The organism is Streptomyces sp. adm13(2018) (assembly GCF_008042145.1).
Classification (GTDB): Bacteria; Actinomycetota; Actinomycetes; order Streptomycetales; family Streptomycetaceae; genus Streptomyces.
Genome location: NZ_RDBH01000141.1, coordinates 651,129 through 664,817 on the forward strand (window position 1 = coordinate 651,129; position 13,689 = coordinate 664,817).

Below are 13,689 nucleotides of genomic sequence, written 5' to 3' on the forward strand. Positions count from 1 at the left end.
CGCCCGGGAGCGTGGCCCGGGCGCCCGTCCGGGCCGGAGCCGCGCCGATCGACGCCAGCAGGTCGGCGCGTACGGCCGCGAGCACGGGACCGGCCGTGCCGGCCCGCACGGCGGCCGAGACACGGCCCGCGCAGTCCGCGCAGGACTCGACGTGCTTCTCCAGCGACCAGGCGTCGGTCTCGGGCGCGGACCCGTCGGCGTACCGGCGCGCGAGGTCGTCCGTGACGTGCCAGGAAGCCTCTCTGCTCCCGGGGTCGTCCGTGGGGCGGCGCTGTGTCGTCATGCGGTGCCTCCCAGGGCGTGGGGGCCGCCGGGGTGGGCCGCTCCGAGTGCGGCGCGCAGTTCGCGGCGGGCGCGCAGGGCGCGGGTCTTGACCGTGCCCTCGGGTATGCCGAGGAGCCGGGCGGTCTCCCGGGTCGTCAGACCGTCGACGACGGTGGCCCGCAGGACCTCGGCGAGTTCGGGGGAGATCCGGTCGAGGGCCGCGCCGACCTCCCCGTACTCCAGCCCGGCGAGCACCCGGTCCTCGGCGGAGGAGGCGGCGGCGGGCGGTTCCGGGGGCACGGCGGCGTGCCGGGCGGCCTCCGTCACCACGCGTTCGGCGCGGGCCCGGGCCCGCTGCGCGTCGACCAGGCGGCGGGCCGCGATCACCCAGAGCCAGCCGCCGGCCTCGCCCCCACCCCGGTGGCCGCCGGCCGAGCGCCAGACCGTGACGAAGGTGTCCTGGAGGACCTCCCGCACGGTCTCCTCGTCGGGGCAGCGCCGGGCGAGGCGCGCGTGCAGCCAGCCGGCGTGCCGGTCGTAGAGCACGGCGAGCGCCTCGGAGTCCCCCCGGGCGACCGCGCGCAGCAGCGCCGTGTCGTCGTCCTCGTCGCCCCCTGCGGGGCCTCCCCCTGAGGGGCGCAACAGTCTCACGCCCTCTCTATCGCGCGCGTGCCCCGGTCCGGTTCACGCGCGCGTGCGCCGGTCCGGGTCCTCAGGGCCCCGATCCCGGGGGCGGCGCGCCCGCCCGGCTCAGGGCCGCGTCGGAGGGCCGCCCTCCGGGAGGGCGGCGAAGACCCGCCGGAGCGCCGCCGGGCGCTCGCCCGCGCCGTCCTCCCAGACGACGAGGCGGTGCCGGTACGTCACGTAGTACTGGAAGCCGTCGGGGACCGGTCGGCCCGTCGGGCGCTCCGGGACCCGGGCGTAGGCGGGGTCCGTCAGGGCGGCCCGCAGTGCGGCGGCCTGGGCGGGGGTCTGCCGGCCGGTCCGGGGCTGCTCGGTGCCGGAGCGGATGCTCCAGGAGCCGTCGTGCTGGACGACCAGCTTGTTGCGGACCCCGGCGAGGCCGCCGTTGACCACGACCTCGACGAGGGCCCCGGCCGGCTGCGGATCGGCGGTGGAGGGCGTGATGGCCGGGGGCAGCGTGACGCGCGGAGGCGTACCGGCCGGGGAGGTGGTGGCCGAGGGCCGCGTGGCGCTCGGCTCGGGCCGTCCGCTCTCCCCGGTGGGCGACGGGGCCGGCGTGCTCGTCGCCGGGGACGACCCGTCCGCCTCGGGCGGGTCCGCGGGCCCGCAGCCGCTCGTACCGCCGACCAGGGCCCCGATCAGGATCAGGGTCCCGCACCACGTTCCCCGTACGCCTCTCGTCATGTACCGAGCATGCCAAGTTCCGGGCGTCCCGCGCAGCCGTACGGCCGGGTTCGCGACCGCCGGATCAGCCGGGCCCGCCGCCGTCCCGGACGATGCCGGTGATCGGCCCCCGGTAGTGCCAGTCGAGGGAGTCGTACAGCGCGAGGCCGTCGGTGGTCGCGGCGAGCACCCCGGTCCGGGCGCCGGCCTGGGCGGCGGCGGCCTCCAGGGTGCGCATGACGTTGGCGCCGAGGCCGCGCCTCCGGTGCGCGGGGTCGGTCTCGATCTGGTCGGCGACGGCCGTGGACCCCGTCGGGGCGATCCGGCCGCTCGCGGCGAGGGTGCCGTCGGGCGCGAGGACGCGGACCCGGACGACCCCGTCCCGGACCTCGGTGGTCCGCGCGTACCCCTCGGGCGGGGCCGGGCGGGCGCCGGGGTCCAGCGGCTTGACCATCATGAATCCCGGGTCGTCGGGGACGGTCCACCCCTCGGGGATCCACGCGCGCGCGTCCTCGGGCGCCGCCATGACCTTGAGCCAGCTGTACGGGGCGGTGAGGCGGGCGCAGAGCGCGCCGACGGTGGCCGCGTCGGGGGTGGGCAGCACGTGCCGCACGACGTGCCGGGGCAGTCCCACCTCGATCCGGTGGCCCCAGGGCTCGGGGACGGCGGCCGGGGTCCCCCGCGAGACGGTCCAGCCCGCCACCCAGGCCGATGTAAGAGCTGCAATATCCATGCAGCTATTACATCGGCTGGTCGTCGGCGTGCGCGTGTCTTGTGAGATTGATCTCTGGATTCAGAAGGGGCTGCGACCTCGGGAACGCAAAGTGATTCGACCTGCGAGGAGGGCACTCTGTGCAGACTTACCCTGCGTTTTCCTTGTCCATGGGGATCGCCACATGGGTCACGTTCAGTTGCTGACGTCCTGCTTGATCTGCACCAGCGCCTCGTCCCACACGTCCCCTCCATCCGCCCAGGTCCACAGCCATTGGCGCAGAGACGGTGCTGCGTAGCACAGGCCATCGTGAGGGTTCTCGCCCCAGTCTGGCTCCCAGCCGTCGGCGTCCCAGAGGAGCACTGGGTTGTCTATCGCTATAAGGGAGACGTGCCACTCCATGGTGCAGCCGCCACCCGTCAGGAAGAACCACGACGCCGGTGGCCCCCATCCTGGCCGCTGGTCGTGGACGGTGGTTGCGCAGTGCCAGTCCTGGACGTGCCAGTGCGGAATGCTGCGCGGTATCAGTGATGCGAGCCCGCCCTCCGGCCCGAATCCTCCGTCACCGATCTCGGTGTACATGCGCCGAAGCAACTCGGGCAGCCGATACCCGAGCTTCCGTTCCGCATGCTCGACCTCGGCGAACGTGACAGGCGGGAAGGGTTTGTCGGGGGGGCTTCCGCGGGAGGGGATCGCGCCTCCGGTCCCCCATGCGAGTGCGTGCAGTTTCTCCAGAAGCCCGTCGTCGTCCGCAGCAGTGCGGTGGGTGGCATCGGTCACGAGCCGGAACTGTAGTGGGGAAGGGCTGTTGCTTCCCGCCGACGAAAGGTCACTCTGCAAAGCCAACGATCACGCGAAGAGTAGAGCTGCGAAACGAAGAGACCAGCGTCACAGGACAGCGCGAGAGTGATCGCTCAGAGCGAACGGACGTCCGGGAACATCCATGGGCTCAGCTGCATTGAGTCCACATAGCTCAACTTGACTGCCGAAGGGGAGATCATGGCTTCTGACTCCAAGCCGTCCGTGCCGCTCACTCTGCCCGTGCTGCCGCTCGACGACGAGGTCGTGCTGCCCGGCATGGTGGTGCCGCTCGACCTGTCCGACACCGAGGTGCGCGCCGCCGTGGAGGCCGCCCAGGCCGCCGCCCGGCCCGGCGCGGGCAAGCCGCGGGTGCTGCTCGTGCCCCGCGTCGACGGGACCTACGCCGGGACCGGCGTCCTGGGCACCGTCGAGCAGGTCGGACGGCTCTCCGACGGCGACCCCGGCGCCCTGATCCGCGGCATCGGCCGGGTGCGCATCGGCGCCGGGACGACCGGGCCCGGCGCGGCCCTCTGGGTCGAGGGCGGCACGGTCGAGGAGACCCTGCCCGACCCGCTGCCCGGCCAGGTCACCGACCTCGTCAAGGAGTACAAGGCGCTCGCCACCGCCTGGCTCAAGAAGCGCGGCGCCTGGCAGGTCGTCGACCGCGTCCAGCAGATCGACGGCGTCGGCGCCCTCGCCGACAACTCCGGGTACTCGCCCTTCCTCACCGTCGAGCAGAAGGTCGCGCTCCTGGAGACCGCCGACCCGGTCGCCCGCCTCAGGCTCGCCACCGCCCAGCTCCGCGAGCACCTCGCCGAGCAGGACGTCGCCGAGACCATCGCCAAGGACGTCCAGGAGGGCGTCGACAAGCAGCAGCGCGAGTTCCTGCTCCGCCGCCAGCTCGAAGCGGTCCGCAAGGAACTGCGCGACCTCAACGGCGAGGCGGAGGCGGACGAGTCCGACGACTACCGCGCCCGCGTGGAGGCCGCCGACCTGCCCGAGAAGGTCCGCGAGGCCGCCCTCAAGGAGGTCGAGAAGCTGGAGCGGTCCAGCGACCAGTCCCCCGAGGGCTCCTGGATCCGCACCTGGCTGGACACCGTCCTCGAACTGCCCTGGAACGAGCGCTCCGAGGACCGCTACGACATCCGCGGCGCCCGCGCCGTCCTCGACGCCGAGCACTTCGGCCTCGACGACGTGAAGGAGCGCATCACCGAGTACCTGGCCGTCCGCAAGCGCCGCGCCGAGCGCGGCCTGGGCGTCGTCGGCGGCCGCCGCGGCGGAGCCGTCCTCGCCCTCGTCGGACCGCCCGGCGTCGGCAAGACCTCCCTCGGCGAGTCCGTCGCGCACGCGATGGGACGCAAGTTCGTCCGCGTCGCCCTCGGCGGCGTGCGGGACGAGGCGGAGATCCGCGGCCACCGGCGCACGTACGTGGGCGCCCTGCCCGGTCGGATCGTCCGGGCCGTCAAGGAGGCCGGGTCCATGAACCCGGTGGTCCTGCTCGACGAGATCGACAAGGTCGGCTCCGACTTCCGCGGCGACCCCGCGGCGGCCCTCCTCGAAGTCCTCGACCCGGCGCAGAACCACACCTTCCGCGACCACTACCTGGAGGTCGAACTCGACCTCTCCGACGTCGTCTTCCTGGCGACGGCCAACGTCCTCGAAGCCATTCCCGAGGCCCTCCTCGACCGCATGGAGCTGGTCAGGCTCGACGGCTACACCGAGGACGAGAAGGTCGTCATCGCCCGCGACCACCTGCTGCCCCGGCAGCTGGAGCGCGCGGGCCTGGAGCCCGGCGAGGTCGTCCTGGAGGACGCGAGCCTGCGCAGGCTGGCCGGCGAGTACACCCGCGAGGCCGGCGTCCGCACCCTGGAGCGGGCCGTCTCCCGGCTGCTCCGGAAGGTCGCGGCCGAGCACGAACTGGGCGACCGCGAGCTGCCGTTCACCATCGGACCCGACGACCTGCGCGCACTCATCGGGCGGCCGCACCACGTCCCCGAGTCCGCCCAGGACCCGGCGGACCGCCGCACGGCCGTGCCGGGCGTGGCCACCGGCCTCGCCGTGACCGGCGCGGGCGGCGACGTCCTCTTCGTCGAGGCGTCCCTGGCCGACCCGGAGACCGGCGCCGCCGGGCTGACCCTCACCGGCCAACTGGGCGACGTCATGAAGGAGTCGGCGCAGATCGCGCTCTCCTTCCTCCGCTCGCACGGCGCCGAACTGGAACTGCCCGTCACCGGTCTGAAGGACCGGGGCGTGCACATCCACTTCCCCGCGGGCGCGGTCCCCAAGGACGGCCCGAGCGCGGGCGTCACCATGACGACCGCCCTCGCCTCCCTGCTGAGCGGACGCCAGGTCCGCACGGACGTGGCCATGACCGGTGAGGTCTCCCTCACCGGCCGGGTCCTCCCGATCGGCGGCGTGAAGCAGAAGCTCCTCGCCGCGCACCGGGCGGGCATCACCACGGTCGTGATCCCCAAGCGGAACGAGGCCGACCTGGACGACGTCCCGGCCGAGATCCTGGAGAAGCTGGAGGTCCACCCGGTGACGGACGTCCGCCAGGTCCTGGAGATCGCGCTGGCCCCGGCCTCGGTGCCGGTGGCCGCGGCCGCGGCGTGACCCCCTCGCGATGAGGGGCCGGAGCGGGGTGTCCCACGAGGGGCGCCCCGCTCCGCCGTGCGGCGCACGTGCGCGCGTGGGCAGGTAATTCGTCACCCGGATGTCAGCCGGGGGTGTCATGCTCGTACGCATGAACGAAGACGCCTTCTGGGCCCTCATCGACGAGTTGAGCCGACGCACCGGTGACCTGGAGGAGCGGACGGAGTGGCTGCGTGCGGAGTTGCTCCGGCGTCCGGCCGACGAGAGCGTGGACTTCCAGGTGCGTCTCGACGACGCGCTCGAGGTGGCCGGCACGCGCGCGCTGTGGCGCGCGGCGAACCTGATCGAGGGCGGCGCCTGCACCGACGACGGATTCCACTACTTCACCCTCTGGCTGGTCGGGCAGGGGCGGAAGGTCTACGACTCGGTCGTCGCCGACCCGGACGCGCTGGCCGACGTGCCGGGCGTACGGGCACTGGTGGGCCGGCACCGGGACCGGTGGGACGACGACGAGTGGCCGGAGTGGGAGTGGCTCGACTACGTCGCGCAGGACGCGTTCGACGAGCTCACCGGCCAGGAGGACGACCGCGGCGAGGAGTTCGACGACGCCGTCGACGAGCGTGCCGAGGACCTCGCGGACGAGCTCTCGGGGGACTTCGGGGAGGAGTGGGAAGAGGACGGCGAGCCCCGGGGGTCTCGTCCGGAGGGAGTGGCGATGCCCCGCCTCACCGCCCTCTTCCCCCTCGTCATGTCCGGCTCCTAGGGCTCCGGGTTCCAAGCCGCCTGGGTCCTGGGGCGCCTGCTCCCGGCGCTCGGGACGGAGCGCGGGAGCCGGGGAGCCGGACGGTCGGGGCGCGGCCCCGAGGGGGCCGCGGTGCTCGGGCCGGGCGCGTACTCCCGGCCCGAACGAGGACCGCCGCTACGAGGCCGAGGTCTTCCGTCGGCGGCCCAGGAGGAGGCTGCCCGCGCCGAAGACGGCGAGGGCGCCCGCGGCCGCGAGGGCGGTGGGCAGCGGCGAGGACGGGGTCGCGGCCGACTCGGCGGAGAGCGCCGGGGCCTGCTCGTCCCCGCCGTGGCCCGCGTGGCTCACGGTGGACAGCGACGCCCCGGCCGCGATCTTCGCCTCGCTCGGGGCCTGTGCCTTCGCGGCGGCCGGCTGCGCGGCCGCACCGCCGAAGGTGACGTCCGAGCAGCTGTAGAAGGCCTCGGGGCTGTCGTTGCGCTGCCACACCTTGTAGACGATGTGCCGGCCGGTGCGGGCGGGGAGGTTGCCCGTGAAGTTGTAGTAGCCGTCGGTCGCGGTGCGCGTGGTGTTGTAGACGGCGACGGGGGTCGCGTCCAGGTCCGACCACTTCAGCGGCTGCGTCGGGTCGAAGCCCTGCTTGGTGATGTAGACGGTCATGGTGCCGGAGTGGGCGGCCGTCGCCCGGACCTTGAAGGCGAAGCTGCCCGCCGCGACCSCCGTCGCCGGCCAGTCGGTGCGCGCCCAGTCGAGCGCCCGGTACTTCGCGCGGTTCGCCGAGCAGAGCTTGCCGTCCGGGATGAGGGCCTGGTGCTGACCCGCGGCGTTGGCGATGTTGACCTCGTTCCAGTCGTAGAGCGGCTGGGTGCCGGAGTCGGCGACGAGGTCCTTGCACACCTGCGACTTGGGGGTCTCGGGGCCCTCCGCGTAACAGGCCGCGATGCGGCTCACGGGGTTGAAGACGGCTCCGTGGGCGCTGGCGGTCGTCGGGGTGAGCGTGACGAGTGCGGCGGCGGCGGACAGGGCGGCGACGCCGGCTGCGGAGCGGCGGGAGGACGGCATGCGGGGGCTCTCTCTCGTGCGTGGGGGAGGACGGATGAGCAACGCGCGCTGAACACACGGAAGTTGAATCCCGGGCGATCGCCGTAGAGCCTCGCATTGGTCCATACCAATAGGCAAGGGGGAGGGCCGGAAAAGCCGGAGCGGCCCCCGGGGCGCCGCGCACCCGGGGACCGCCGCCGTACGGGACGGCCTCAGCCGTTGGCGAGCGCCTGCACCCGCGAGAGGTCGCCGTTGAAGTGGTTGTGGTCGCCGACCGTCGGGCCGGAGGAGGTGTACTGCCACATCGTGTAGTACTGCCAGCCTGCCGGGAGTTCGCCCACCGCCGAGGCGTACCGCGCGACCCACAGCGGGTTGGCCGAGGCGAAGGCGGCGGAGTTGCCGGTGCACTGCGTCCACCAGCTGGTCGCGGTGTAGATGACGGGGTCCCGGCCGGTCCTGGCCTTGTAGCGGTTCACGAAGTCGCGGATCCAGGACACCATCCCGGCCTGGGTCTTGCCGTAGCAGGTCGCGCCGTACGGGTTCCACTCGATGTCGAGCACGCCCGGCAGCGTCCGGCCGTCCCTCGACCAGCCCCCGCCGTTGGCGACGAAGTAGTCGGCCTGGGCCGCGCCCGACGCCGTGTCCGGGGTGGCGAAGTGGTACGAGCCCCGGATCATGCCGACGTTGTACGAGCCGGTGTACTGCTGGGTGAAGGAGGTGTTCTTGTAGTAGGTGCCCTCCGTCGCCTTGACGTAGGCCCACCTGACGCCGCTGTTCCACAGGGTGGACCAGGCGACGTTGCCCTGGTGGCTGGAGACGTCCACGCCCTCGGTCTGGGCGGCCCGGGCCGGGGTGCCGCCGGGGGCGGTGCCGCGTCCGTCGTGCGCGAGGACGCCCATGCCCATGCTGGCGGAGCCGCGCGGGGGCACCCCGGCGGCGGCCGGGTCCTGGGCGGCCCCGGCGGAGACGGCGAGGGGGGCGAGGAGGGCCAGGGCCGCGAGCGCGGCGCCGGCGAGGGTCGTTCCGGATCTGTGCACACGCATTGCGTGCCTCCGAAAGGATCGGTGGGGGGAGCGGGGTCGGCGGTCCTGGACGCCCGTCCGCGCCATGGTGTGGACATGTCAGAGCGGATGTCGTGGACGACGCTACGCACGTAGACCCGGCCCGTGGAAGAGGGCCCGGACACCGCCGTTGGTCTACGCCTGCGAAATACTGGAAGAGCTGCGGCGATGGCCTCGGCCGGAAGAAACTTTCAGCGGCTGGAAAGCCGGCGGCAGGTCACCGGAGGACGCGTGAGAGGTGCTGACGTGCACGGAAGCGGTACGGAAGGCGAAGGTGCGACGCCGCCGCCCGCCGACGGGGCGGTGCCGGTGCCGCCGGGCGGGGTGTCTCCGGCGTCCGGCGGGGTGCTTCCGGGGTCGTCCGGCGGCGGCGCGGTTCCGGGGGCGCCCGGCGGGGCGCTTCCCGAGTCGCCCGGTGGGGTCGACCGGGAGTTCCTCGCGCTCGAACGCGAACTCGCGGTCTTCCTGCGCCGCGCCCGCGCCCAGTCCGGCGAGATGGCCCGCGAGGTCCACCCCGAGCTGGAGCCCGCCGCCTACGGCCTGTTCGTACGCCTCGACGACGCCGGCCCCCAGCGGGCCACCGAGCTCGCCGGCTACTTCGGGGTCGGCAAGGCCACCATGAGCCGCCAGCTCCGGGCCCTSGAAGACCTCGGRCTCGTCGCCCGCGACCCCGACCCCGCCGACGGCCGCGCCTCGCTGGTCCGGCTCACCGAGGAGGGCCGGGACCGCTTCCGGAGCGTCCGGGACGCGCGGCGCGAGCGGTACGTCCGCAAGCTCGCCGACTGGGACCGTGCCGAGGTCGCCGAACTCGCCCGCCTCCTGAACCACTTCAACGTACGGGCCGAGGGCTGAACACGGCCCGCCACCCCCCGCCAGGGCGGTGTGGACGCGGAGGCCCTGCGCCGCCGCCTCGGCGGCTTCCACCAGGGGGCCAAGGCCGGGCGCCGTGATGTCGAGGCGGAGATGGAGACGGCACGGATAGCCGACGAAGGGCCCGCACGTACAGAGGAGAAGACGGGGGACACAGTCGAGGAGGCACGCAGTTGACTGCGACGGGAACGTACGGACTGAGCACGGAAGCCCGCAACCTGCAATGGCTGCTGGGGAATCTGGTGGAGGAGGTGCCCGGGGTCCACTCGGTCACCGTGGTGTCCTCCGACGGCCTGATGCTGCTGTCGTCCGACCCGGCCACCCAGCAAGGCACGACGGCCGCCGCCGAAGCCGGCCGTCCGCACGGGCCGCGCGGCTCCAGCGCCGACCTGGCCACCATCGTCTCCGGCATCGGGAGCCTGACCATCGGCGCCGCGCGCCTGATGGACGGCGGCGGAGTCAAGCAGACCATGGTGGCGATGGAGGAGGGCAGCGTCTTCGTCATGTCGATCAGCGACGGCTCGCTGCTCGGGGTGCACGCCGCACCCGACTGCGACATGAGCGTGGTGGCGTACCACATGGCGCTCTTCGTGGGCCGCGCCGGTCACGTACTCACCCCCGAAGTCCGCAGTGAGCTGCGCAAATCGATGGAGAGCACCCAGTGACGTCCGCGTCCTCGGCCTACCCGCTGCACCACGTCCACCGGCTGCCCGTACGCGGGGACGGACGCCGCCCCGCGCGCGTGCGTCCGTACTCGCTGACCGGTGGGCGGACCCGCTTCGGCCACGTCCTGCTCGTCGAGACCTTCGTGGCCGCGCTCGAAGCGCCCGCCGTGCGCAAGCTCCTGACGGACGGCGGGCCGGGCGCGCGGGGCCTGATGCCCGAGATGCGGGCCATCGTCGAGATCTGCCGCCGCATGCGGACGGTCGCGGAGATCTCGGCACTTCTGAAGATGCCGTTGGGGGTCGTCCGGGTGCTTCTCAGCGACCTGGCCGACCAGGGAAAGATCCGTGTGTACGGGACCGGTCACGGCACCGGACAGCCCGACCGCGCGCTCCTCGAAAGGGTGCTGAGTGGACTCCGTCGTCTCTGACGCCTCCGCCGTCTCCGATGCCGACACCGGATCGCCGGTGACGGGCATCCCCGCGCAGCCCCAGGCCCCCGCGGCCAACCTGTTCCAGCGAGATACGACCGGGTCGGCCGCGTCGACCGGGCCCGCCGGGTCCGGAGCGGACACGGCCGTGCCGGACGCCGAGGACGGCGCGCAGGACTGGCAGCTGGACCACACCCGCGCCCCGATAGCGACGAAGATCGTCGTCGCGGGCGGCTTCGGGGTCGGCAAGACGACCTTCGTCCGCGCGGTTTCGGAGATCACCCCGCTCCAGACCGAGGCGCTGATGACCCGGGCGAGCGAGGAGACCGACGACCTCACCGCCACCCCGGACAAGCTCACCACCACGGTGGCGATGGACTTCGGCCGGATCACCCTCGACAACGACCTGGTGCTGTACGTCTTCGGTACGCCGGGACAGCAGCGCTTCTGGTTCATGTGGGACGACCTGGTGCGCGGGGCGATCGGCGCGATCGTGCTGGCGGACACGCGACGGCTCACGGACTGCTTCCCGGCCCTCGACTACTTCGAGAGCTGCGGGCTGCCGTACATCGTGGCCGTCAACCACTTCGAGGGCACCGAGTTGTTCGCGGCGGACGACGTCCGGGAGGCGCTGACCGTGCCCGCGGACGTCCCCGTGGTGATCATGGACGCGCGCAAGCGGTACAGCGTCGTCGAGAGCCTGCTCGCGATGGTCGCGCACGCGCTCGAGAACACCCCGGAATAGCCGGAACAGATCCCCCAGCTCTCCCCGTCACGCCAGGAGCACCACCCATGCGGAAGATACTCATAGTCGGCGCCGGCCAGTCCGGTCTGCAGCTCGCCCTCGGACTCCAGTCGTCGGGGTACGAGGTCACCCTCATGTCGAACCGGACGGCGGACGAGATCCGGGCCGGCCGCGTCATGTCCACCCAGTGCATGTTCCACACCGCGCTCCAGCACGAGCGGGACCTCGGCCTCGACTTCTGGGAGTCGCAGGCGCCCCGCATCGAGGGCCTCGGCGTCTCGGTCGCCGCGCCCGACTCGTCCCGGGCGATCGACTGGGTCGGCAGGCTCGACGGGTTCGCGCAGTCCGTCGACCAGCGGGTGAAGATGGCCGGCTGGATGGAGACCTTCGCCCAGCGCGGCGGCCAGCTGGTGATACACGGCGCGGCAGTCGGCGACCTGGACTACTTCTCGCGCAGCTACGACCTGGTGCTCGTCGCCGCGGGCAAGGGCGAGCTGGTCTCGATGTTCGGCCGGGACGAGACGCGTTCGCCGTACAGCGAGCCGCAGCGCGCGCTGGCCGTCGCGTACGTCCACGGCCTGGGCCCGCGCCCGGAGCACCCGGACTTCGACGCGGTCCGCTGCAACGTGGTGCCGGGCGTGGGCGAGCTGTTCGTCATGCCGACCCTGACCACCGGCGGCCGCGCGGACATCCTCTTCTGGGAGGGCGTCCCCGGCGGCCCGGTCGACGCCTTCAAGGGCGTCAAGGACCCGGCCGAGCACCTGTCGCTCACGCTGGAGCTGATGGAGCGGTTCACGCCCTGGGAGTACGCGCGGGCGACCCGGGTCGAACTCACCGACGCGGGCGGCACCCTCGCCGGCCGGTACGCCCCGACCGTCCGCAACCCGATCGGCCGCCTCCCCGGCGGCGGTCTGGTCCTCGGCGTGGCGGACGTGGTCGTGGCCAACGACCCGATCACCGGCCAGGGTTCGAACTCGGCGTCCAAGTGCGCGGCGGCCTACCTGGCGGCCATCGTCGAGCAGGGCGACAAGCCCTTCGACGAGGAGTGGATGAGGTCGACGTTCGACCGCTACTGGCGGACGGCCCAGCACGTCACCAAGTGGACGAACGCCATGCTGGCACCCCCGCCGGAGCACGTCCTGAACCTCCTGGGCGCAGCAGGCCAACTCCAGCCGGTCGCCGACCGCTTCGCGAACGGCTTCAACGACCCGTCGGACTTCGAGAACTTCTTCTTCGACCCGGAGAAGACGAACGCGTACCTGGCGTCGGTCTCCGGAGCCTGACGGGGCCGCACGGCCCGCGCGGGGAGCAGGGGGCGGACCGGAGACGGTCCGCCCCCGCGGTGCGTCGGGCCGTGGGTGCGGGTGGTCAGTCGGGGTTGTAGCCCTCGTCCGTTCCGTCCTTCGCCCCGGTCGGCAGTGGCGGGGGTGCGTACGAGGGCAGGGGCTCTCCGTCCGGGTCCGGGCGGACCGCGCCGAGCAGCGGGTTCGCCGCGATCGGGGAGACCTTCACCTTGCCGCCGGGCCTCGGCGCCTGCACCACGAGGCCCTCGCCCAGATAGACCGCCACATGCGTGGCGCCGGGGAAGTACACCACCAGGTCCCCGGGACGCAGTTCGTCCAGGGACACCCGGGGCAGCGTCGCCCACTGCTCCTGGCTGGTCCGCGGCACCGTCCGGCCCGCCGCCGCCCACGCCTGCTGGGTCAGCCCCGAGCAGTCGTACGCCTCCGGGCCCTCCGCCCCCCACTCGTACGGCTTACCGATCTGCTCCACCGCGAACCGCAGCGCCTCCGCGCCCGCCCCCGACGGAGTACGCCGGCCCGCAAGCGCACCCGAGTCGAGCAGCTCCCGCTGCGCCCCCGCCGTCTGGACCCGCTCCAGCTCCGTGAGCCGCGCCAGTTGCTCGGGGGAGAGCGCGGCGAGCAGCCTCTCGACCTCCGCCAGCCTCACCCGTACCTCGTCGCGCCGGGTCCGCTGCGCGGCGGCGAGGGTCTGCTGCCGGTCGAGGGCCCTCCGGGACGCGGACGCCAGGCCGCCGGCCTCCCGTTCCGCCTTCTCCAGCCGCGCCACGGCCGCGACCCGGTCACGGGAGGCCCGCGCCATCAGGTGACCCTGGTCGAAGGCCGACCTCGAGTCCGGCGCGAACAGCAGCCGCACATACGACGAGAACTCCGACCTGCCCTGGTACTGGTCCCGGGCGATCCGCCCGGCCGCGGCGCGCCCCTCCGCCAGCGCGGTACGGGCCGCGGTGAGCCGGGCGGTCACCTTCCGGGTATCGGCGGTCTGGAGCTTGAGCGCCTCCTCGGCGGCGTTGAACCGCTCGGTCGCCTCCTCGGCCTGCTGGTAGAGCGTCCGCATCCGGCCGAGCAGGGCGGTGACGGAGTCGCCACCGGGGGGAGGGAGTGCGGCGGCGTCGTCGGT

15 protein-coding genes and 1 pseudogene are annotated in these 13,689 nt (G+C 73.3%); 8 read left to right on the forward strand and 8 right to left on the reverse strand.

What is annotated here, in order from left to right; translation table 11 throughout:
• The 5 genes from EAO70_RS31120 to EAO70_RS31140 form a co-directional block, all read right to left on the reverse strand.
• On the reverse strand, positions 1-283 hold a 283-nt coding region (locus EAO70_RS31120; protein ID WP_148006611.1), incomplete at its 3' end, for a zf-HC2 domain-containing protein.
• Positions 280-915 (reverse strand): RNA polymerase sigma factor, encoded by a 636-nt coding sequence (locus EAO70_RS31125; protein ID WP_148006151.1) that lies wholly within the window; start codon positions 913-915, stop codon positions 280-282. The genes EAO70_RS31120 and EAO70_RS31125, both read right to left, overlap by 4 nt.
• A 99-nt stretch (positions 916-1,014) precedes the next feature.
• Positions 1,015-1,632, reverse strand: coding sequence for a hypothetical protein (locus tag EAO70_RS31130; protein WP_148006152.1), 618 nt, complete (start codon positions 1,630-1,632; stop codon positions 1,015-1,017).
• 64 nt (positions 1,633-1,696) lie between these two features.
• Positions 1,697-2,344 carry a GNAT family N-acetyltransferase gene (locus tag EAO70_RS31135; protein ID WP_148006153.1) on the reverse strand — a complete coding sequence of 216 codons (648 nt, stop codon included), beginning with the start codon at positions 2,342-2,344 and terminating at the stop codon, positions 1,697-1,699.
• Positions 2,345-2,518: 174 nt separating this feature from the next.
• Entirely contained in the window at positions 2,519-3,103 is a 585-nt protein-coding gene (locus EAO70_RS31140; protein ID WP_148006154.1) for an SMI1/KNR4 family protein, read from the reverse strand.
• 219 nt (positions 3,104-3,322) lie between these two features.
• Between EAO70_RS31140 and lon the strand changes: the two genes are divergently transcribed.
• On the forward strand, positions 3,323-5,737 hold the full coding sequence (lon, locus tag EAO70_RS31145; protein ID WP_148006155.1) for an endopeptidase La: 2,415 nt from the start codon (positions 3,323-3,325) through the stop codon (positions 5,735-5,737).
• A gap of 130 nt (positions 5,738-5,867) precedes the next feature.
• Positions 5,868-6,479, forward strand: a complete 612-nt coding sequence (locus EAO70_RS31150; protein WP_148006156.1) for a DUF4240 domain-containing protein — start codon at positions 5,868-5,870, stop codon at positions 6,477-6,479.
• Between the two features lie 156 nt (positions 6,480-6,635).
• Here the strand turns inward: EAO70_RS31150 and EAO70_RS31155 are convergent, their stop codons facing one another.
• A complete protein-coding gene (locus EAO70_RS31155) occupies positions 6,636-7,520 on the reverse strand; it encodes a lytic polysaccharide monooxygenase (RefSeq protein WP_148006157.1) in 885 nt (294 codons plus the stop codon).
• A 191-nt stretch (positions 7,521-7,711) separates the two neighbouring features.
• Positions 7,712-8,542: a lysozyme gene (locus EAO70_RS31160; RefSeq protein WP_148006158.1), complete on the reverse strand. Its 831-nt coding sequence runs from the start codon at positions 8,540-8,542 to the stop codon at positions 7,712-7,714.
• 363 nt (positions 8,543-8,905) lie between these two features.
• Between EAO70_RS31160 and EAO70_RS31165 the strand changes: the two genes are divergently transcribed.
• From EAO70_RS31165 to EAO70_RS31190, 6 genes and pseudogenes are all read left to right on the forward strand, one after another.
• Entirely contained in the window at positions 8,906-9,412 is a 507-nt protein-coding gene (locus EAO70_RS31165) for a MarR family winged helix-turn-helix transcriptional regulator (protein WP_261993167.1), read from the forward strand.
• 6 nt (positions 9,413-9,418) lie between these two features.
• Positions 9,419-9,607 (forward strand): annotated as a pseudogene (locus EAO70_RS38565) (hypothetical protein); the annotation flags it as partial.
• Positions 9,604-10,095 carry a roadblock/LC7 domain-containing protein gene (locus tag EAO70_RS31175; RefSeq protein WP_148006159.1) on the forward strand — a complete coding sequence of 164 codons (492 nt, stop codon included), beginning with the start codon at positions 9,604-9,606 and terminating at the stop codon, positions 10,093-10,095. The pseudogene EAO70_RS38565 and the gene EAO70_RS31175, both read left to right, overlap by 4 nt.
• Complete coding sequence (locus EAO70_RS31180) at positions 10,092-10,523, forward strand: DUF742 domain-containing protein (protein WP_148006160.1); 432 nt, start codon at positions 10,092-10,094, stop codon at positions 10,521-10,523. The genes EAO70_RS31175 and EAO70_RS31180 overlap by 4 nt, the downstream gene beginning before the upstream one ends.
• A 148-nt stretch (positions 10,524-10,671) precedes the next feature.
• Positions 10,672-11,268, forward strand: coding sequence for a GTP-binding protein (locus EAO70_RS31185; protein WP_148006613.1), 597 nt, complete (start codon positions 10,672-10,674; stop codon positions 11,266-11,268).
• A gap of 47 nt (positions 11,269-11,315) precedes the next feature.
• Entirely contained in the window at positions 11,316-12,551 is a 1,236-nt protein-coding gene (locus tag EAO70_RS31190; RefSeq protein ID WP_148006161.1) for a styrene monooxygenase/indole monooxygenase family protein, read from the forward strand.
• A gap of 85 nt (positions 12,552-12,636) precedes the next feature.
• On the opposite strand, the gene EAO70_RS31195 is transcribed toward EAO70_RS31190, so the two are convergent.
• A partial coding sequence (locus EAO70_RS31195; RefSeq protein ID WP_148006614.1) for a C40 family peptidase occupies positions 12,637-13,689 on the reverse strand: 1,053 nt, incomplete at its 5' end.

Excerpts from the sequence above, each read along its gene's own strand:
- EAO70_RS31135 (WP_148006153.1), bottom strand. The coding sequence starts at position 2,344 with ATGGATATTGCAGCTCTTACATCGGCCTGGGTGGCGGGCTGGACCGTC.
- EAO70_RS31150 (WP_148006156.1), top strand. The coding sequence starts at position 5,868 with ATGAACGAAGACGCCTTCTGGGCCCTCATCGACGAGTTGAGCCGACGC.
- lon (WP_148006155.1), top strand. The coding sequence starts at position 3,323 with ATGGCTTCTGACTCCAAGCCGTCCGTGCCGCTCACTCTGCCCGTGCTG.
- EAO70_RS31130 (WP_148006152.1), bottom strand. The coding sequence starts at position 1,632 with ATGACGAGAGGCGTACGGGGAACGTGGTGCGGGACCCTGATCCTGATC.
- EAO70_RS31160 (WP_148006158.1), bottom strand. The coding sequence starts at position 8,542 with ATGCGTGTGCACAGATCCGGAACGACCCTCGCCGGCGCCGCGCTCGCG.
- EAO70_RS31190 (WP_148006161.1), top strand. The coding sequence starts at position 11,316 with ATGCGGAAGATACTCATAGTCGGCGCCGGCCAGTCCGGTCTGCAGCTC.